General features: G+C 43.6%; 22 protein-coding genes. 8 read left to right on the top strand and 14 right to left on the bottom strand.

Annotated features, from left to right (window positions below; translation table 11 throughout):
- Positions 1-411: 411 nt before the first annotated feature.
- The 4 genes from BMZ58_RS12255 to BMZ58_RS21150 all read right to left on the bottom strand — a co-directional run bounded on the left by BMZ58_RS12255 (position 412) and on the right by BMZ58_RS21150 (position 3,928).
- Positions 412-957, bottom strand: a complete 546-nt coding sequence (locus BMZ58_RS12255; RefSeq protein ID WP_075036845.1) for a hypothetical protein — start codon at positions 955-957, stop codon at positions 412-414.
- Positions 958-1,080: 123 nt separating this feature from the next.
- The gene (locus tag BMZ58_RS12250; RefSeq protein ID WP_075036844.1) at positions 1,081-1,464 is read right to left on the bottom strand and encodes a VOC family protein; all 384 of its coding nucleotides are present in this window, start codon (positions 1,462-1,464) and stop codon (positions 1,081-1,083) included.
- Positions 1,465-1,556: 92 nt separating this feature from the next.
- The gene (locus BMZ58_RS12245; RefSeq protein ID WP_075036843.1) at positions 1,557-1,835 is read right to left on the bottom strand and encodes an ArsR/SmtB family transcription factor; all 279 of its coding nucleotides are present in this window, start codon (positions 1,833-1,835) and stop codon (positions 1,557-1,559) included.
- Between the two features lie 137 nt (positions 1,836-1,972).
- Positions 1,973-3,928 carry an SPOR domain-containing protein gene (locus BMZ58_RS21150; protein WP_075036842.1) on the bottom strand — a complete coding sequence of 652 codons (1,956 nt, stop codon included), beginning with the start codon at positions 3,926-3,928 and terminating at the stop codon, positions 1,973-1,975.
- Between the two features lie 235 nt (positions 3,929-4,163).
- Here BMZ58_RS21150 and BMZ58_RS12235 point away from each other — a divergent pair, with 235 nt between their 5' ends.
- The 4 genes from BMZ58_RS12235 to BMZ58_RS12220 all read left to right on the top strand — a co-directional run bounded on the left by BMZ58_RS12235 (position 4,164) and on the right by BMZ58_RS12220 (position 6,991).
- Positions 4,164-5,378, top strand: a complete 1,215-nt coding sequence (locus tag BMZ58_RS12235) for an EAL domain-containing protein (RefSeq protein WP_075036841.1) — start codon at positions 4,164-4,166, stop codon at positions 5,376-5,378.
- A gap of 26 nt (positions 5,379-5,404) precedes the next feature.
- Positions 5,405-5,899 carry a GNAT family N-acetyltransferase gene (locus tag BMZ58_RS12230; protein WP_075036840.1) on the top strand — a complete coding sequence of 165 codons (495 nt, stop codon included), beginning with the start codon at positions 5,405-5,407 and terminating at the stop codon, positions 5,897-5,899.
- A 380-nt stretch (positions 5,900-6,279) separates the two neighbouring features.
- Positions 6,280-6,522: a hypothetical protein gene (locus BMZ58_RS12225; RefSeq protein ID WP_075036839.1), complete on the top strand. Its 243-nt coding sequence runs from the start codon at positions 6,280-6,282 to the stop codon at positions 6,520-6,522.
- A 10-nt stretch (positions 6,523-6,532) separates the two neighbouring features.
- Complete coding sequence (locus BMZ58_RS12220) at positions 6,533-6,991, top strand: hypothetical protein (RefSeq protein ID WP_075036838.1); 459 nt, start codon at positions 6,533-6,535, stop codon at positions 6,989-6,991.
- A gap of 330 nt (positions 6,992-7,321) precedes the next feature.
- On the opposite strand, the gene BMZ58_RS12210 is transcribed toward BMZ58_RS12220, so the two are convergent.
- On the bottom strand, positions 7,322-7,897 hold the full coding sequence (locus tag BMZ58_RS12210) for a hypothetical protein (RefSeq protein WP_075036836.1): 576 nt from the start codon (positions 7,895-7,897) through the stop codon (positions 7,322-7,324).
- 118 nt (positions 7,898-8,015) lie between these two features.
- Here BMZ58_RS12210 and BMZ58_RS12205 point away from each other — a divergent pair, with 118 nt between their 5' ends.
- Positions 8,016-8,915: a hypothetical protein gene (locus BMZ58_RS12205; RefSeq protein WP_075036835.1), complete on the top strand. Its 900-nt coding sequence runs from the start codon at positions 8,016-8,018 to the stop codon at positions 8,913-8,915.
- Entirely contained in the window at positions 8,912-9,496 is a 585-nt protein-coding gene (locus tag BMZ58_RS12200) for a hypothetical protein (protein ID WP_075036834.1), read from the top strand. Before BMZ58_RS12205 ends, BMZ58_RS12200 begins: the two co-directional genes overlap by 4 nt.
- 30 nt (positions 9,497-9,526) lie before the next feature.
- On the opposite strand, the gene BMZ58_RS12195 is transcribed toward BMZ58_RS12200, so the two are convergent.
- Both BMZ58_RS12195 and BMZ58_RS12190 read right to left on the bottom strand, forming a co-directional pair.
- Positions 9,527-9,838 carry a hypothetical protein gene (locus tag BMZ58_RS12195; protein WP_075036833.1) on the bottom strand — a complete coding sequence of 104 codons (312 nt, stop codon included), beginning with the start codon at positions 9,836-9,838 and terminating at the stop codon, positions 9,527-9,529.
- A gap of 267 nt (positions 9,839-10,105) precedes the next feature.
- Positions 10,106-11,014: a DMT family transporter gene (locus BMZ58_RS12190; protein ID WP_075036832.1), complete on the bottom strand. Its 909-nt coding sequence runs from the start codon at positions 11,012-11,014 to the stop codon at positions 10,106-10,108.
- A 179-nt stretch (positions 11,015-11,193) separates the two neighbouring features.
- On the opposite strand from BMZ58_RS12190, the gene BMZ58_RS12185 reads away from it, so the two are divergent.
- A complete protein-coding gene (locus BMZ58_RS12185) occupies positions 11,194-11,757 on the top strand; it encodes a GNAT family N-acetyltransferase (protein WP_075036831.1) in 564 nt (187 codons plus the stop codon).
- A 14-nt stretch (positions 11,758-11,771) separates the two neighbouring features.
- Positions 11,772-13,109 (top strand): NAD(FAD)-utilizing dehydrogenase, encoded by a 1,338-nt coding sequence (locus BMZ58_RS12180; protein WP_075036830.1) that lies wholly within the window; start codon positions 11,772-11,774, stop codon positions 13,107-13,109.
- A gap of 366 nt (positions 13,110-13,475) precedes the next feature.
- Here BMZ58_RS12180 and BMZ58_RS12175 read toward each other — a convergent pair whose 3' ends face one another.
- The 7 genes from BMZ58_RS12175 to sppA form a co-directional block, all read right to left on the bottom strand.
- On the bottom strand, positions 13,476-14,198 hold the full coding sequence (locus BMZ58_RS12175; RefSeq protein WP_075036829.1) for a 3-ketoacyl-ACP reductase: 723 nt from the start codon (positions 14,196-14,198) through the stop codon (positions 13,476-13,478).
- Positions 14,199-14,431: 233 nt separating this feature from the next.
- On the bottom strand, positions 14,432-15,340 hold the full coding sequence (locus tag BMZ58_RS12170) for a Ger(x)C family spore germination protein (protein ID WP_482793307.1): 909 nt from the start codon (positions 15,338-15,340) through the stop codon (positions 14,432-14,434).
- Positions 15,341-15,344: 4 nt separating this feature from the next.
- Positions 15,345-15,593, bottom strand: coding sequence for a Ger(x)C family spore germination protein (locus BMZ58_RS12165; RefSeq protein ID WP_075036827.1), 249 nt, complete (start codon positions 15,591-15,593; stop codon positions 15,345-15,347).
- Entirely contained in the window at positions 15,580-16,677 is a 1,098-nt protein-coding gene (locus tag BMZ58_RS12160) for a GerAB/ArcD/ProY family transporter (protein WP_075036826.1), read from the bottom strand. The genes BMZ58_RS12165 and BMZ58_RS12160 overlap by 14 nt, the downstream gene beginning before the upstream one ends.
- Positions 16,670-18,052 (bottom strand): spore germination protein, encoded by a 1,383-nt coding sequence (locus tag BMZ58_RS12155; protein ID WP_075036825.1) that lies wholly within the window; start codon positions 18,050-18,052, stop codon positions 16,670-16,672. The genes BMZ58_RS12160 and BMZ58_RS12155 overlap by 8 nt, the downstream gene beginning before the upstream one ends.
- Positions 18,053-18,480: 428 nt before the next feature.
- Complete coding sequence (locus BMZ58_RS12150; RefSeq protein ID WP_075036824.1) at positions 18,481-19,023, bottom strand: RDD family protein; 543 nt, start codon at positions 19,021-19,023, stop codon at positions 18,481-18,483.
- A gap of 12 nt (positions 19,024-19,035) precedes the next feature.
- Complete coding sequence (gene sppA / locus BMZ58_RS12145; RefSeq protein WP_075036823.1) at positions 19,036-20,034, bottom strand: signal peptide peptidase SppA; 999 nt, start codon at positions 20,032-20,034, stop codon at positions 19,036-19,038.
- Positions 20,035-20,120 lie beyond the last annotated feature (86 nt).

Genomic DNA, 20,120 nt, shown 5'->3' with positions numbered 1-20,120 from the left:
TTGGATTCATTGGAAGCAGGGGATAGGCTCATCACGAAATGGGGTCAGAAGAAGCACTGGAGATAACTGTCAGCTGCCTCTAACGCCATTTCCCGCGATGGAGCCAGCGCATCCATTCCCTTTTTACAAGAAACTGATGAGGGTCAACCAATAAAAGCAGGAACCTCTTTTGAAATCCAGAAGATTTTAAAAAACTAGGGAGCCTGATAAAAAGATGATTCCCGTAAATGGCAGGAATCATCTTTTTATGTTCTACTGCCCTCTTTAGTGGTTGCAATAGATCAGAAGACCATTTTCTATTAGACCGGCTACTGGGCTGTTTCTTTTGTTTTTTAATGGATAATATCTCCCGTTTTAAAATCAGTTAGCTGAAGATACTTCCTATATCCAGCTAACTTCCTAATAGAGGTACTACTTAAATATGGCCAAGTATTTTTTTCTATACTTTTTGTCATCGACCGTATCAATCAAATCTAAAGCGGTTTGTTTGATTGCTTCATCATTGAAATGGTCATATAGATTTCTCATGTTTTGAAGTATGTCATTGCGAATTAAAGTGTAATTTTTTTCATCTGTACCATTTTTAAAACGTTCCACCATATAATCCATAACCATTTCATTTTGCGATGGACCAGCAATTCCGACCTTCCATATCGATTGGAGACTATGCCTGGCTGTCACGAACTTTTCATCTTTGGTGACTTCCCACAACTTAGGGAAATCCTTCATCATCCGCTTCTCTGGATCGCTTTTAGCCAGGTTAGCTAAATATTGTGCTGCACGAGAGCGTTGGTGGTTATCTTTATGAGTTAAGTCCTCGAGCAGTCGATCCCATACTTCATACGCCCAATCAACTTTTTCATCCGTTATCTTTAATATATTTTGATAAGCTTCATACCGCTCATCTTTATCGCCTGATTTCGATTTTTCAAAATCCGATTTTAGTTGACTATCCATATTACACCGTCCCAGTTAAGATTCAATCTATTCCCTTTTTGGTAAATGTAATTTTCATAGGCTCCCCATTTACCATCAACCCGACAAAACCTTTCCTCTTACAACTATTCTTTTGGCATGAAATTACTGCTGTATGATCTGAATAAGGTTTCCACAAGTATCGTCGAAGACAGCTATCGTAATATCTCCCATATTCGTCGGCTCCATAGTAAACGTAACGCCTTTTTCCATTAACCGGTTGTACTCTTTGTGAATATCTTTAACGCCGAACATGGTTACTGGAATCCCATCGGCAAATAGCTTCTGTTGATACTCTTTTGCGGCTGGATGTTCATTCGGTTCGAGTAAAAGCTCCGTTCCGTCTTGTTCATCTGGAGAAACAAGTGTAATCCATCTATATTCTCCTGTAGGAACGTCATGTTTTTTAACAAATCCCAGCGTTTCTGAATAAAATTCTAATGCCTTGTCCTGGTCTTCTACGAATATACTTGTAACAATAATCTTCAAAATGTTTTCCTCCTGTGATCGTTGATTGGTGTTCGACTGTTAAATCTTGCTTGAAGCAGGGCCCTTGAAAAACCTCAGAAGTTTCAGGGGTTTTAATCCAACCATCCTTTCAGCAAATTTTTAAGTGGTTCCTTATGGAATATAAGTACTCGATACTTCCCTGATTTTTTCGATTTAACGAGCTTCGCCTCTTCCAATACAGTAAGATGTTTTGCTATCGCTTGTCTTGAAATGGAAAGATCGTGCTTCATAATGAGACGTGCCGTAAGTTCGTACAACGTTAACTCGTTGCGTTCGGATAGCTCGTCTAATATAAGCCGTCGAGTGGAGTCACTAAGTGCTTTGAATATAGCGTCTTTGTCCCAATTCATATATCAAGTATACGCAACTAACAGGTTGCATGTAAAGTATAAGCAACTAAAAAGTTGCATGATAAAGAGAGAAGGGTAGCCCGGATGGACAATGAATAAAAGCCAGAACCTCGTTGGTGAGGATCTGGCTTTTCCTATTACAGTTCTTCTAAAACATCATTCAGTTGCTCGCGTTGTTCTTCCATTTCTTCTAATGCATGTTCTATATTCCGTTCATGGATTTGTAAGATCAATTGTCCGTAATTGTCGCCAGGTACGGCCCATCTGCCGTTCAGCCCCGACCAGCTTGAAGCGATTCCGCGTGTGACAAGATCGAAGCGTGGATCGACTTTTTCGAAACGCGATGGAATCGGCTCTGTCGAAGTGTACGCATATAAATGTTGGATATGGGCGTGCACGCCTTCTTCTGGTGTGGAAAATTCCGCGCCGGGGTTTCCTGGTCCAGTTGCACCGATGCCTGCATAGTTGTTCTGTTCGGCATCCACGAGTCCGGTGAAGCGGAAATAGTCGGTCTCGTGGATCGCCTGAGCAAATGCGACATCACCGCGGATGCCGTAAGCCTCTCCGTACTGGACGTAAAACCTCCCGAGCTCAGGAGCATCAGGGTTGACGGTTTTTACATAATCATCCATTTGGCAGGCTGTCAAGTACGTGTCCCCTTGGATCGTGTAGCCATCGTCTGCCGGCGGCTCAGGGTCAGGATCTGGGTCACCTGGCGGGGGAGCGTCTTCCCCTTGCAAGATGAAGGCGTCTGGAATACCGATCGCTTTCAAACGTTCGACCTGTTCCTCGGCATTCTCTTTTTCAGAAAAAGCTCCTGTTTGCACACGATAATAGGTGACACCTGAAATCTCCGCTTGCACGATAAAACCGGCAATCCCTTCTCTTTCAAGAAGTTCGATCCGCTTTTCGGCATTCTCCCTGTTGCGGAACGAACCCGCAATCACGCGATATAACCCGTCTGAAGGTGTCCCTGGATCTGGATCAGGCTGTGTTTCTCCTTCTCTTGTGATGAAGGCATCGGTAATGCCCAACGATTTCAAACGATCCACGAGCTCCTGCGCATTTTCCTGTTCAGAGAAAGCGCCCGTTTGGACCCGGTAGTAGGTCACACCGGAAATATCTGTCTGGACGATGAAGCTGGTAATACCTTCGCGGGAAAGGCTCTGGACCCGCTGTTCGGCGTTTTCCCGATTGCGGAAGGAACCCGCAATGACCCGGTATAAACCGTCCGTCGGTTTTTCCGGTTCAGGATCGGGGGCTGGTGAAGACTCTTCTCCCCGGATAATGAAGGCACTGGTAATGCCGATACGTTTCAGACGCTCGACTTGTTCTTTGGCATTTGCCTCGTTAGAAAAAGCGCCTGTTTGTACGCGGAAGTATTGGGTGCCAGAGATGGTCGTCGGTACAACAAAACCTGGAATGCCTTCCTGCGATAAAGCTTCGATTCGTTGTTCAGCATTTTCCCGGTTACGGAAAGAACCTGCAATCACCCGGTACAAGGAATCATCGCCAGGGGAGGGTTGCGGATCCGGTTGTGATTTCCTCGGCAGGTTGAGGGCATCCGCGACTCCTTCCGCAATTCCACGGCTGACATCATTGATGAAGTTGGAATTCCTCAGAAGGGCAAGATCTCCATCGTTATCGACAAACAAAACTTCTATCAGCAATGAGCTCATATCCGTTTCACGCGTCACATGTAAATTGGCTCGTTTTTTTCCTCGATCTCTCACATTGTATTTGTTACCGATGGCGTTGTAGGTGGATTCATGGATGATATTTTGATAGGTTTGTGTGTTCGGGCTCAAAGGGCCATTGTATATATAAGTCTCGAATCCGCTCCCACCAGCCGCATTGTTATGAATCGAGAGGAAAAAGTCTGCATTGTTACGGTTAGCTATATTCGTCCGGGCAGTGAGTGACAAACTGGTGTCTGTCGTACGTGTCATGATGATGGAAACTTGATAATTTTGGGAAAGGATGCGCTGGACATTCAAAGCGATGGACAGGTTGAACGTCTTTTCCTGGAATCCACGGTAGGTGGCACCAGGATCGGATCCACCATGTCCAGCGTCTATAACTACAGTTTTCATAAGACAGTCTCCTTTCTAGACTTCTTTCTATTATATGGAAGTATAAGACAACTCGTATAGTTGAATGCTCATTATTTCTTAGTAGGAATGGATCATTTATTTCTTCTTCTGGATAGGAATGGAAAAGAGCGGAGACAATCGCTTTCCACGTAGGAGAGACTCTTTTGTTTAGCGGTGGGAAAGAGTTATTGTATAATAGAATAAGATAAGCAAGAGCATTGTAGGAGGGGAACACATGGATCCTTTAGATATCTTAGGAAACGTACATAAAATCAAGCCGGTCTTCCAGCCGATCATCAGTGCCATCAATCATGGCGTCATCGGACATGAGGTTTTGGCGCGCTATGAAGAGGAGGGCGAGTGGCATAGCCTTGGCCCCTTTTTCCATGACCCCGATGTTCCGGAAGAGTTCAAAGTGGAAGTCGATCAGCATGTGTTGAAGCTTGCCATGGATGAAATGATAGAAACGGAGACAGAAGGTTTCCTGTTCATCAATCGTAATGCGAAGCAATTGATGATCAACAATGGGGAAGATCTGCTGCAGACGCTGCTCAGTTTCGATCAAAAAGGCTTCGATATGAAGCGTGTCGTCATCGAAGTGACCGAACACGATTTTGATGAGGACTTTGAATCTCTTAATCATTTGCTTCTTTACTATAAAACGTTCGGCATTCAAATCGCCGTCGATCACGTAGGGGCGAAGAGTTCGAACATAGACAGAATCCGTCAGTTGGAACCGCATATATTGAAAATTGATACAGGAATCATCCGCAAGCAGAATGGGGACGTTTTTCAGGACATCATGTTTTCCTTATCTATGCTCGCACACCGGATTGGGGCAGCGCTTCTTTTTGAAAACATTGAAGACGACTACCAGCTTTATTTCGCATGGAAACACGGCAGTCGTTATTATCAGGGATTTTATCTCGCCTATCCGTCTTTCCATCCCGTCGACGAACATTCTCTCGCCATCGACATCCGGGAAAAAATGGCCGGCTATGTACAGCGGGAAAAGAGCCTGTTGGAACAACGCCTGGGTCTTGTGAGTAAATGGGAAGGAAAGGTGAAGGCGCTGCTGTCTAAATGGGAAGGTCCGAAGAAAGCGGATACATTCATTGAAGAAGTCACCGAACAATTTCACGAAGAGAGCTTCCGGATGTTCATCTGCCATATGGATGGCCAGCAAGTGTCCTCCAACTTCAGGAAGAAGAAGGACACATGGGAGATCGAACCCCAAAAGCGCGGGTCCAACTGGGCTTTCAGGCCTTATTTCTTAGAAAACGTCATGCAGATGAAGGTGCTCAATAGAGGTTTATTGTCAGGCCTCTATTCTGACATTGAAACAAAAGAGATGGTTCGCACGTTCAGCTTCCCGCTTACGGATCAACACTTTCTATTCATAGATCTCCGTTATGCTTATTTGTATGACCACGAATGTTTACTCGCTTAGTTCGAATTGGAGAGAGGAGGGAGCGAATGAAGCTTTCTGTAGAGGAAATGACGAATGAAAGAGCGAAAGATTCATTGCAATGGAAGTATGAGCCTCCTTATGATTTTTATAATGTGGACTGCAAGGAAGAAACGTTAGGAGAGCGTTTGGACGGCAGTTTCCAGACTGTGATGGATGGGGACATATTGATTGGGTTCTTTTGCACAGGGCATAGCGCTCTTGTTCCTGCCGGGGAAGACGCAGGAGTTTATAGAGACCATGCGATTGATTTGGGACTCGGAATGAATCCTGAATGGACAGGGAAGGGTAACGGTTATGCTTTTGGCTCCTTGATCATAGACCATACCCTGGCTGATTCAAGCCTTCCTCTCCGTTTGTCTGTGGCTACTTTCAATAAGCGGGCGATCCGCCTTTATGAAAAGTTAGGGTTCATAGAGAAGGGCTCCTTCCGTAATGGTGCTGTCGGTTTTATTACAATGGTAAGAAAACCTTCCATGTCATCCTTCTCACTACAGGGTTAAGACAATTAGGGAAAAGGTTATGGAATCAAAAGAGAAAGAGCTTCTGTTAACCGGAATGGGTGGCCAATAACTATCAAGCCGTCAGGATATGATCCTGGCGGCTTGATTCATTCCAAAAATAGAAAAGGAAAACTTCTTATTAAGGGAAGTTTTCCTTTTTTTTCGATTAGTGACACACCTGGTGTTTACATAACCTTATTATAGTTAATTTACCCGTTTGTTAATTTCTGATCCAATTGTTTGGAGTATGGATATGATTCTAGAATAGTTTGATTATCGATGGATTGTCCGCTGGAATGATTAAACGATATGGCAACTGTCCATAAAGGTTGAATTTTCTGTTACAATGGATGGGGATTTTATCCAGCAGGGAGGTGCCTATGAAGAAAGCAGCCAAATACATAACTAATAGTGTAATCATAGCTTTATTGATTATACTGAATTTATTTACAGACTATCACTTTCCATGGCTGTATCTATGGCTGTTTTTAGCTCCAGCTATCATCATAGATCAGGCAATAGTAATGCCCGCAAAGCGAAAAAAGAAGATCGGTTCTATTTTTCGCTTCAGTTTTGCTTTTCTCATGTTGGGGTTTGCAATTTACGAATTAATAATCGGTTGAGGGGATGAAGATGGAAGAAGAGTTGGAAAAAGAAAGTACCAATCAACAATACATAAGAAATAAAGCCCGAAAGTCGGTATGGCATCTATTTTTATTGATGGCTTTATGTATCGGTTTCGGGCAAATCTTTTTCGGCCATGTACCTGGACTGTTTTATTTGGGTGCTCTCGTCTTTTATGGCTTCTTTTTATACGAAACATACATGAGTCGGAAAACGAATGAAGAATTGTGGAGCATATGGGAGGAGCGATGGGAAGGGAGACAGACACTCTTTCAATTGCGTTCCTCCCTTACAGAAAGTTTTCAAGTTTTTATCCCGGTAATCCTCAGTGCTGATGCCTTTGCCTTCATGTCTCTCATCTTTCTTATCATCGCACTCGTGACAGGGTTTCGCAGCGGCACGAAAAAATGGAAAGCTAAGAAACATTATTTTGAAGAATTCAAGAAGGAAAGGGACAAAGTTGCATGAGGATATTCCGTGTTTTTATTAGCATCTATGGGGTTGTAACTTTGATTGTGATTCTTGCAGATTTATTTAGTACGTATGTAACAATTAACTTTACGATAATCGCTAATGCTTTGGCGGGGCTTTTTTTCCTGTTAGCTGTCCAGGATGTCAGGGAAGGTCGGAAAAAGTGGTCGATTTTTTACATAATTATAGGATGTCTCTACTTATACACTGGAATTTCACCTTAAACTACATACAATGAATAGTCTTATGGCCGCTTCCCAGACACATTGATTGCAATGGGAGAATAGAATGAACCCATACTTAATAGAGCTTTTTGATGGAAGAAGATTATCGGCGATGGTAATAGAGATCGATCATCACTGTCGTGGATAAAATGGCAAGGACCTCAGTTTTTGTCCATTCGTTAGCTCTGATATGATACAGGTCTTCTGAAAGCCAGGCTTCTTTAGTGGTTGGTGCAGCAATAGAGCGTTTATGGATAGTAGCGAATTTCCCTTGCTCTGACTCGATGGAAAAGTCAGAAGCCATATTTTTTCCCGTACAGTGGAAGAGAGTAGTTCCATTTTCATCGGTTGCAAAAATATTTTGGGATATCGACCCTTTGAAGTGCAACGTGATATTTTCATCTTTTGTCTGAACAAGAATACTATTGTACCAACCTTTTTTCTTAATCAATCGAGCAAGCACTTCTTGGTTCGGGGTTAAAAGCTTCATTTTGAAACTGCAGATGGGATGCAGATTGATCAGGTTCAAAAATTGATTCCCAAGGTCGGAAGAGGTGGAGGGCTCTTCTTCAAATGTGGCGACTCGTTCGTCTTCCTTATTTATAATCCCGAATTGTCTACTCTGATAAGGATGAATGGATTCCCTTTGAAGTTTGTAGTAATTAGATGTTAGCTGCATAGTATTCTCTCTTTCTTTAAAAATTTGAAACGTCACACATACGTTTACGTAAAAGATGGAAGATACGTTTCATCCCATTTGAAATGGAGCCAAAAAAACAAAGGTAAGGACGATTTATATGAATAAGAAGATACTGATGATTGCCCTGGTCGTCATCGTTGTGAGCTGGGGTGCTAATCTTTGGTATTATCAATCGAAACAGTTAGACGAAGCACTTTTTTTAAAACACTATTATGCAGAGGTCGATACATTTGAAATTTATTATTTGATGAATAAACAAGACCCTAAAAAAGTACAAAGCATTGAATTCAGTGATGGCACTGTCATGTATCCTGATTATAAGAATACTGGCTTCCCTCAGGATAACCCGAGAATGACCTTTAATGTCCTGAGTGAATCAACACATTACTGGATGGCAAGTGCCCAATTTGATACGAAAGAGGTAACGAGGGAGAGTATAGATCATCAAGGAGAAGCTATTATTACCATGGATGATGGGGAAATGATTGTAGCGGATATTGGAACAATTATTACAGAGGAACCTCCAGAAAGAAGTGGTGTTTTCAAACAGGATATGTCATCCGGGGGGAGTGATGGACGCTCGACACAGTCTTATACAGTGAAGGAAAGGATAAAAATAGAGGATATCTCTTCGCCTTTCCCTGAATTGACGGATGAGATGTTGATTAAAATACATCATACAGCTTCAAATGGGAATAGAACAACAAAGGGGCATTTGCCTGATTGGTATGAGAAAGAAAGGGACTTGGAGTGGGAAAAAGTCGCCGGGGTAAACCTTCCTGCAATCGATTATCCGCTGATCGTAGAGCAAGGTGATCATATAAGGCAGACGATTCAACATAACAAAGATGCTCTTAACGCCTACTGGTTTCCTTTGAAAGTAACGGGAACAATGGAAAATGGAAAAGATTTTGTTGAGCGCTTTCTTGTTTATAACCACCCTTCATTTACCTCGGACCAAATGGACGAACTTGTAGAGAGGGTGGGAGACGAATGAGACCATTTCAGCGAATATTTCAAGGATTTTTACTTGTCCTCATCGATTTCTACATCGGTCCAGTGGAGGTATTCCCGGATTTTATAGGCTACATCCTCATCGCAGGTGCACTTACTCGTTTACCTTTAGAGTGGAGGGAGGTGAGGAGCGCACGTGTTCTTGCTCTCCTATTAGCGGTGGTCTCGATCCCTGCGATGTTTCTCGGTCAGCCTTCCCCTGCGACAAACCGGTTAGTGATGGATTTAGATCTCCTCACCTTTTATCATCATGCGCTCGGCGTACTGAAACTTTTTCTTGTCTATTTTCTTTTCGAGATGCTCATCCACTGGGCGAGTGATAGGGAGGAAAAAGCACTGATAAAGCGGGCGAAGAAATTATTCAGCGTCTACTTTTACATCCATTTTGCATACTATGCGCTGCTGCCATTTTTCTTCAATACCCCCGATACCTATGCTTTGCCGGCAATGATCGTCGCAGTAGGGGCTGTGTTTGTTGTGGAAATCAGTTTTATCTTATTATTAAGGGCTTATGATAAAGAACACCAGAAATGGAACGGAATACAAAAAGACGATCCGTTGTGATCGTCTTTTTGTTCATAGAATAGAATAGTATTAGTCTGGCTGTTTTTCTAATTCCGGGTCTGCTTCGCTTGCATCAATCAGCAAAAAGATGGCCGTCAAAATGTGCATCACCATTCCGACGATGGGGATCCATGCGATACAAGAGGTGATGATTCCCAGCACACTTCCTCTTGTTTCTCTTCCTATTTGTTGTGCGAGAACTAAGGTTACGATATGCAAAACCAGCATCACAGCTAGAGGGGTCCATAATAGGGATATGACGAACGTCCCGCCGAAAAACGGAATACCTAAAAACGCTTCAAGTGCACCGGTGACCCACATCAAAATCCGAGCAGCTGACATAGCCATCCTCCTCCGGTTGTATCCTCCTAAAATGTATTCACAACCGAAAGGATTAGAACAAAGGAAATAAAGGCTGATGATTTCCGACTTCTTTTTATATAAAAGATTAGAAAGTATAGGGTTTTTTGAACATTTCTGCGAAGTGCTGGCTAGCTCCAGCGCCCAGCCACTTGCGACATAAGCAATCCGTCTTACGGAAGGGAATGTCACCTTCCTTCAGCCGTTTTGCTTATGGGTGTCGTGTCTTTCAGGGCGCATGCGCTTTTCTTATGAAGCATGGCTTTTAAGTTTATTCCCTGGTTTCCGCTTCGCTTCCTGAACAATGATGACCGACAACAGGACAAGTACTACCCCGCCATATTGAAAGATGGTCATCTGTTCTGCGTATACAAAGTATCCGATCAATGTCGCGACAACAGGTTCGATGGTGGCGATGATCGAAGCACGGCTCGATTCTACGGTTTCAAGGCCTTTTGTATATAAAATGAATGGCAGTACCGTGGATACAAGACCGAGCCCGAAGACGAGCAGCCATACTCGCACACTTGTAAGCAAGGTGATTTCCTGCCACAGGAAGCTGAAGGGCACCACTGCGATCGTCGCCAGTAAAAATGTATAAAAGGTGACTGTCAGCGAGCGGTACTTCTTTAAAATAACTTTGCCGAAAATGCTGTACAGGGCATAGAACAACCCCGATCCAAGGCCGAACAGAAGTCCAGCAACGGTCAAGGTAGCATTCAAGTTAGGCAGCAAACCGATCACGAACGTGCAGCCGATGAATGTGGTCACAAGGGCGATGATTTTCCTGAACGTCCATGGTTCGTTGAAAAAGATTCTCGAAAATAGGGTGACGAAGGCCGGCGCTGTATATAAAAGTACAAAAGCGATCGACATCGAGGTGGTCTCGATCGCGCTGAACAGGCACCAATTGAACAGTGCGATGCTGATGACACCTGTTCCGACAAAGTAGCTGGTATCGGCCGGTTTGATTTTCAATAGTTTATGATTCTTGATCCCTATGTAGAGAAGCAAGAGGAAGGCAGCAGCGCTCACACGTAAAGCGACGACTTGCAAAGGGGTGAAGCCGTATTCATATAATGCGTTCACGAACAAGCCGATGATCCCCCACAGGGATGCGCCGATAAAAATCATGATAAAAGCAGTATTCCTATTCATCGTCCTCCTCCTTCACTGGACATTTCCGTCTATTATATAAAAAGGAAAGAGGTTTGAATATAGATTTTGCAAAAAAAGGAAAAGGTTTTGTTTGATAGAATATAAGAATAGTCAGAGTGTGATGGAAATATTCTTCTTGAAAATCTTTCACAAATTACTGGGAAAAGGGAGTTGGGTTTATGAATCCTATCATGCGGGACGTCCAGTCGCCGATTGAAACCGAACGATTATTATTGAGAATGCCGGAACCTGGGGATGGCGCGACAATAAACGCTTCTATCCACGAGTCACTAAATGAACTGAAGCCTTGGCTCGGATTCGTGCAACAGCCGCCCACGGTGGAAGAAACGGAAATCAATGCACGGCAAGTCCAAACGAAGTTTTTATCACGGGAAAATTTGCGTTACTTGGTTTTTCTTAAAGAAGACAGAACTTTCGTGGGGTCCACCGGTTTTCACAATATCGACTGGGATGTCCCGAAATTCGAGCTGGGCTATTGGATGGATACTAGATATAGCGGGAATGGGTATATGCGGGAAGCTGTAGCTGCTCTGACAGATTATGCATTGCATGGACTCGGGGGAGCAAGGGTGGAAATCCGCTGCGAGTCTGAAAATTACAAGAGTCGTTCCCTTGCAGAGAGTATCGGATTTAGCCTCGAAGGGATTTTAAGGAATGAAGATCGTTCCGTTGACGGAGAACGGCTGACAGATACGTGTATCTATGCGAAAATCCGTACATAAAGGAAGGTGATCGTATGCAGGATGTCACAATTATCGGGGCAGGAGTAAGTGGCGTTTTTCTTGCCTATACATTAATGAGGGAACATCCTCATCTCTCGGTTCACGTAATCGACCGGGGGAAGCCTCTTGCCGAACGGTTTTGTGGCCAGGAAGTGGGAGAAGCCTGTACTTGCGAAGGTCCGTGTGACAAATATGTCGGTTTTGCAGGTTTAGGAAAATCAGAAGGGAAGTTCAATTATACCAATGACTTCGGTGGCATGCTCGGTCAAAAAATCGGTACCGGACAAACACTGGCAATGATGGAAGAGGTGGACCGGATCCTTTGTTCATTCGGAGGTGAACGGACAGAGAAATATAGCACGAAAAATCATCGTTTATCAGAAAAGGCGGCTCGGTATGGGTTGAGCGTCTTTTCTACAGAAGTCCGTCATCTTGGCACATCTCTTGCAAAAGAAGTGTTTCAAAACATGTACGAAGAAATGATAGATAAAATACGGTTCTCTTTCGAAGTGGAAATTACGGAAATAGAAAAAAGAGAGGATTCCTATGTCATTCGCTCCAGTGGAAATACATATGAAAGTGAAAAGGTTATCATTGCTACAGGAATGAGTGGGAGTGAATGGTTAGCAAAGATCGCACCAAAATTAGGCATAAAACCAGAACAGACACGGTTGGATCTAGGGGTGCGAGTGGAAATGCAGGGAAACCAACTGGACGCGATTTTACAAGAGACATTCGAAACGAAGCTCAACTACACGACAGAAGGCTATTCTGCGACAACCTACTGCATGAATCCGAGTGGCAGAGTGATCCGAAAACACCAGCACGGTCTCGTCATGGCGGATGGCCAAAACCAAAGAGAAGAAGATCAGCCAAGTGAGAATCTTAATTTCACCCTGTTCGTTCCCCGGCTGTTCGATAGCCATAAACAAGCGATGGAAGAGGCGACATCTGTGGTAGGAGCCATCAATAGGGGAAGGGGACGCATCGTTGCACAGCGTCTCGACGATTTATACAAAAACACACCGACCCTAACTCTCCGACACAATTCGATTACACCATCATTGGATGCAGAAGTCGGCAATCTTAAAGAAGAAGTACCTGAATTATATACCGAAGCACTTCTCGACTTTTTCAAAGCTTTAGAAGGGTTATTGGAGGAGCCGATCGACAAAGATACCATCCTCTACGGTCTCGACAGCAAATTTTACGAAGCGAAAATAGAAACCGATGAAAACTTCCAAACAAACGTCCCAGGACTCTACTTGATCGGTGACTGCTCCGGAGAAACCCACTCCCTCTCCCAGGCGGCAGCAAGCGGCATCTATTTAGGCAAAAGTATATGTAAATAAACAGAAGAAAAAGGTCATGAATCCTATGGGAACATACATTCATAAGTAGTATTCACTTGTGGAACTTACAGTTGCGATTCATCGTAGTAGGGAGAAAGGGGTGCGGGGAAGACTCGCATAGATTCACCGTTCAGAGCTCTCGTGAAGAAACTCTGCTAGAAGATTTAATGCATTAATATTATAGATGAGGGTAGGAACAATTATATTAGGCAAGGGGCGGAGGGGGATGGGGATGGGGAGACTCCAGCGGGAAAGGATAGACTGGTCCCGAGACGCCGGAGGTCGAAAAGACCGAGGAGGTTTGCCGTCTTCCCCGCGGAAAGCGACTTATCCCCCTCCGCCCCTTACTCTCAATAATAGGTAAGATCAAAATGGATTCGTCGCCCATTGCAAGGACTGCTTAATAAAAATCCGGGGATGAAGCTTCAACTGAGAAACCATATATTCAGCCAAATCCTCCGGCTGCATATACTTCTCTTTATCCTGTTCCTCCAACTTATCTCCAAACGCAAGTTCAGTAGCCACAAGGCTTGGGTTCAAGGTGAACACGCGAATGTTGTTACGCCTGACTTCCTGCATAAGCGCTTCCGTCATTCCTTGAAGGGCGAATTTACTTCCACTGTATGCTGTGGAATTCGCTGTCCCTTTCAAACCGCTGCTGGATGAGATATTGATAATATCCCCCTGATCTTTCTCAATCATATCCGGAAGCACAGCACGGGTCACATGATACGTACCGAAAACATTCACTTCAAACGTGCGCTTCCATTCCTCAGGCTCGATTTCCAGAAATTTGCCGTAAACACCAATACCAGCGTTATTAATAAGGATATCGGCTTTTCCTAAATCATCTCTTAAATGCTGCACAGCTGTTTCGACTTGTTCCATGTTCGCTATGTCGACAGTGGCAACGCTTGCTTCCACCCCATACGATCGCACTTCTTCCGCGACTTCATTCAAGCGGCTTTCCGTTCTTGCCATCAAACCGACATGGACGCCTTCTTTTGCCAGTTGCAGAGCAGTCTGACGTCCGATTCCCCGTCCTGCACCTGTGATATAAGCAGTTTTTCCTTTGATTTCTTGTGCCATCTTCTCATCTCCTTTTTTGTTTATCATGGCAAATTTTACGGCCTTTTTATAAGGAACGCAAAGCTTACGATTGAGTGGAGGGCGGGAAGAGCTTTGATTACCGTTTATTCAGACAACGCTGTCCTCATTTGATCTTTTTCCTTATAGGGTGCATACCTTTACAATCAATAAACTGGGTCCGCTACTCAACCGACTGGAAAAGAGAAGACAGAAGGGGGATGCTATACTAGTAATCACCCGCCTTCTTCCGCATTGAAATTCTGTGTCCCAAAATCAGTAATTTCCGTATTCACTTCGACGCTGATATCTAGTTCAGAAAAATGTTGATCCCAGTCTTTTTCATGTTTTTCCCAATACTTTGGTTCATGGATATAAACCCATTTCGATACATTGAGAAAGTCGGTTTGATATTCCTGTTGGGCAAGTTCGAGAATTCGTTCCACTTTTCCTTTGATGGTTTTGTTCGCGGCCTTTTCCAACTCTTTTTTCCATGATTTCTTGAACACATTCCGTCCAACTCCCCAGTCTTCTGCAAGCATACTTGATATTTTTATTTGTACTTTCATTTCAAGGTCATCACCGCTGACTTTGGTTTTGAATGTTGTGTTCGCTCCTTTTATTTCTAACACCACTGGTCCTTCTTCTAATTTTTCTTCATCAAGGTTGATGAATCCTCCCTGGACATTGTTATGCATATATCGGACACCTTCCATATCTTCCACATCGATCCAGCCAATGTATTGAGAACTCTTTGCTTCGATGATCCCTGCCCCATAGGACTTTACCATTCCTTCTATCATGGATATTCCCGGAATCAAGAAACTTTTTTTCTCTGATATATATTGGGACATATCTCCGACGGTCAAATTCCTCGGATTCGTATTATTGATTTGATAGTTATCGCTTAAGGCCTTTATTTGTATCGCTGGAAACACTTCTTTTTCCGGTTCCGTGTTAAGGACATCCATAACAGGATCGCGAGTGATAAATACGGGAGTAGTTCTCCGGAATTCGTGGTCTCTGATAAAAATATCAAGAACCTGATCGGCACGTTCTTTTTCAAGCAGCTTTGTAGAGGTCAGAATAGACTTCAGGTGTGTATAGTTGGGGCGGCGGTTGCTTTCTAATGAATTTTTCCGGATGATTTCAAAAAAATGTATTGCCAGTGATACTGATGTTTTGAAACGGAACGCTTTGCGAGGCGTTGTCCTGTTGTGTCGGAATTTTGCCCGGGACCACGTATTGATTAATCATCGTCAAATTGTCATTCTCTCCGTCAACATCGAGGCCGACTCCAACGATAATGCCAACATCTTCAATTTCTTCAATATCCCAGCAGCCAGTGAGGAGAGTGAGAATCAACATGAACGGGATAATCTTTTTAAGAGGATGCATAGGTATTCCTCCTGACTGTCGAAACAACTAATAGTAAGGCTGGAAGGACTACGATGGCTGTGAAAGAAATCACTTGAATATGGGTCGAATAATGAAAAACTTCCGTCAATCCTTTAGGCAGCATGGTAAAAGTGAATATGAATACCCCTGCAACAAGGAGAAACCACTTGGAAGGCTTGAACAAATTTTTCAAACCTAACGTAGAAGCATAAGTATAGGCTGTGAATGAGGTGAATGCAGTGGTCAACCATCCGAAAAGGAAAATGAGCTCAAAACGTTCAAAGAAAAAACCTTGAAACTCGATACTTTTAGCCATTTCAATCGTCGGAAAAGTGATTTCTTTCAATTCCTCCACTCCTAAGACACCAATCGAAATAATGTGAAAAGCAACATAGATGAGGGTTGTGAAGCCGATGCTCGCCCACATGGTGATCAGTAGATGTTTGGCTTTTTTCTTTTTGATGAGCTTAGCGAAAATGAGTAAGAACTCCATCCCTAAAAAAGAGAAAAACGTGATAGTCGTAGCACTGAGTGTGGATCCTATATTGTTTTGCAGGACGGGCCTTATATTTTGAATGTCGAGGTTTTTCATACTCAGTAAACAAAGGACGAGGAACATGAACATCATAATCGGAAAATACAACTGGAAAAAGCGGACGATATCTCCTGCTCCGTTATAGATCAAGTACATACTTACGAGCAGGAAAGCACCTACCACCGCATATAGAGGGGTAGTGTCTAATAAATAGTTTTTTATAATACCTGCCGTTATTCTTAAGATATAGGCGGCTACGATCAAACTGTATAAGACAAAGAAGAAGTTGAAGATCCATCCGATGAATTTACCCATGATGACAGCTGACATCTCAAAGAATGTCAGCCCTGGGTAGCGGACGGCTAATGTAACATATATACAAATAACGAATGAGACAGCTACAGCCCCAAAAATGATACTGATCCAGAGATCCGGAGAATCCACCGCTTTTGCAAGGTCTCTTGGCATGAGGATGATGCCGATCCCTATCATGGTGGAAATAAAAACGACGATCAGCTGAAGCATAGTCATTTGTTTTAAATCACTCAATGCGACCTCCTCCTTTTTTTAACTTAAACCGGATCAAAGAGTCTTTCCACCGCTTCACGTAAATGGGAGCAAAAGGTTCCAAATACGGGGTGGAAAAACTTTGCAAATGGATAAGATGAATACTCACTATGAAGATCATCAATATCAACCCATAGATGCCCAGGAAGGCTGCGGCAAAAAGCATGACGAAACTAATTGTTCGAAGGGCGAGGCTCAGTGCGTAATCGGGAATAGTAAAGGAACAAATGGCAGCAAAGGAAACGACAATCACCATCAATGGGCTGACAATGCCTGCTGTCACAGCAGCTTCCCCAAGCACAATCGCACCAACAATACTGACGGCAGGCCCGATAGGCTTCGGCAGGCGGATGCCCGCTTCTCTCAACACCTCAATCGTCATCTGCATAATCAGTGCTTCCATAAATGACGGTATGGGCACGCCTTCCCGTGTTTTAGCAATGGACATAGCGAGGTCCGTTGGAATCAGCCCGTGGTGATAGGAAATAAGAGAAATGTAGACCGATGGCAGCATCACAGCAAAAAACGCAGCCATATATCGCATAAGGCGGATCAGGGATGCCGGAATCCATTTGAAATTGTAGTCATCTGCCTGTTGAAATAAAGCATTTAATGTGGTCGGTGCCAGGAGTACAGAAGGCGAACCTTCTACGAATATGGCTACACGTCCTTCGATGAGTGAGCTCGAAACTTTTGTCGGCCTCTCTGTCTCCTGGATTTCAGGAAAAAGAGAATAGTTGTTCCTTTCAATTAATTGTTCCACAACCCCGCCATCTGGTATGTAATCCTCTTTAACCGCGTTCAAACTGTTTCTTACATCACGTAAAAGTTCTTCATTCGCCATCCCTTCCATATAAGCGATCGATACGTTCGTGAAAGAGCGGGTACCGAGGGTGAACTCTTCGAATTTTAAATCAGTCGAGCGCAGATGGACGCGTAATAGAGCAATATTCAACTCAAGAGATTCAATGAAACCGTCGCGGGACCCTCGTAATGTCATCTCGGAGACAGGCTCTTGAACAGAACGGTAAGCGAATTGAGCGGAATCGACAGCGTAAGCGGCATCTCGTTCAAATAACAATGTGAAGCCGTTGAGGAGATGTTGATCGATTTCCTTTTCACTTTCCAATTGAAGTAAAGGTTCTGCAGTGAAAGCGTGAGGGAGTGGTGCTTTTTCCCTGTGTTCCCATTCGGAGAGAGGGAGTATAATGGAATCCTGGATCTGTTTAATGTCGACAATACCGTGGATGTACAACACGTGGATCGGGTGATCGTCGGTATCGATTTGTTTAATGGTGATATGGTGGTTTTTCTGTTTTTCCTTAAGGATTTTGGCAATGTTAAGCTTTTGTTCCATTTTCTCACCCCTCTATCCACTATTTACGTTTTATTATGTGTAAGGAAAGACGAATTACCCAGTGGAATCTTATTTTATGGAGTTCATTACAATTCCAATCGTCTTACTGTACATAAAGGTCACTCCTTTACAATTCCGGGCGACGTCGGTATGACGTGTTTACCGTATTTCGAACAGGGATCGGGGTATATTTAAAACGTAAAGGGCATCTAATTTACTGTTTGTTTTTTACATGGATTTAATTTTACGATACAAACTATCAAGGAAGGAGGGATTGTAGATGGGTAAAAAAGCGAAGAACAAAAGTAAAAAAGATTTGAACGCATTACGCCGTGAAAAAGGGGAAACAAACGGTACAGGCAAGCAAGATCCATCTCGTTAACCCATAGAAAAACGCCTGCTCCCGTGAGGAAGCAGGCGTTCGATTTTTATACGGTTTGGTTGCGGTTTTCGATGGTCGTGTTCAGCTGCCTGAATTTGTTTTTGATCACTGAAGTATCTGCGAACAAATCATGGATTCCCTGGTGCCGCTTAGTGAAAGCTACAACCAGATAAGGGATGCCTAACACGGCCATACTTATATATCTTCCAATACATTCACGGAAAATGATTTGACTATTAGACAAGGTTTCCCCTTTGAAAGAAACAACGGATAAACCAAAAATCATTTTACCTAAAGTCGCCCGGAAAAACTTCGTCATCAAAATGAAGTAAAGGAAAAAGATGATCGATGTCATAATGTTCGCCGCACTGAACATCGGCACCCATAATTGAGCATCTTGTAAATTCAATAACCTCAACAGAGGCCTTGTAATTATCGTGTTTACGCTCCAAATGACGATCAAGTCAATAATATAGGCTACGAAACGGGAACCGAATCCTGCATAGAGCAGTTTTTGGAGGTCATCTTTTTGTTTCGTTACGATGGACGCAAGCGGTCCTTCCTCATGATGGTTCGTAAACGTATCCATAGAATCTCCTCCTTAGTCTGTGTACATATACATCAAGGTCGGCCCTTGACGTTGACTGATCAGTTGTTCAATATAGCGGACTTCACTGTTCGGCATCAAGCTTTCTGCGAGTGGCAGGTTGAAGAAGGAACTCATACTGTTCTTATACTCGAAAACTTGCGGGTTTCCGCCTATTTCTTCTTTCAGAGCAGCAAGAGCATCTTCCCGGAAGCCGATTTCATCGACGAGACCGTTCTCTACAGCCTGGCTGCCTGAGTAGATTCGGCCGTCCGCAAGTTCTTTGACCCTGCTTTCTTCCATATCACGGCCTTCTACGATGACATCGACGAATTGCTGGTAAGAATCATCTACAAGGGTCTGGAGGATTTCCCGGTCTGCTTCGGTCATTTCCTTCGTCGGACTCATGATGTCCTTGAATTCACCACTCTTGATCGTGTTGAATTTCACTCCATATTCATTGGCAAGTTCCTGATAGTTGATGCTTTCCATAATCACACCTAAGGACCCGGTGAAGGTATCATTACTAGCGTAAATTTTATCGGCAGGAGCGGAGACATAATACCCGCCAGAAGCCGCCGTATTACCCATGGAAACGTAAATCGTCTTACCTGCTTCTTTTACTTCCAAGAGTTTATCATGGATCTCAGCACTCTCATAAACACCGCCACCCGGCGAGTTCACGTAAAGGTGGACACCCTTGATGGAAGCATCCTCTTTGATGGTTTCCAATTTTTTAAGGAAACGATCATGTTGGTAGCCGCCACCTCCGAAAGGGTTCGGATTCGTGCCCGGGTTATCGATGATCGCGCCTTCTAGTTTCAACTCGACAATCCGATTGTTCCCTGAACCTCGTTCTACTACCTTTTCTTCTAATTGGTCATTGTTTGCAAAAAGACCCATCGTCTCATTTTCCGCGTCGTCATTGTTCATGAAAAAACCGACGAGTTGAAAGGCGAGGGCGATGATCAAAATACTCGCTGCGATAATGCTGGCCGTTATACGTTTGCTCATATGTAAACTCCTTTCCAAATTGTGCTCAGAGTCCTACTTTATCACAAAGATGCTTTCTGAACACTCCTATATACGGCTGGAAGCTG

This window comes from Halobacillus dabanensis (genome assembly GCF_900114165.1).
GTDB lineage: Bacteria > Bacillota > Bacilli > Bacillales > Halobacillaceae > Halobacillus > Halobacillus dabanensis.
The sequence above is the reverse complement of the archived record's forward strand: the minus strand, read 5'-3'. Positions and strand labels throughout refer to the sequence as shown.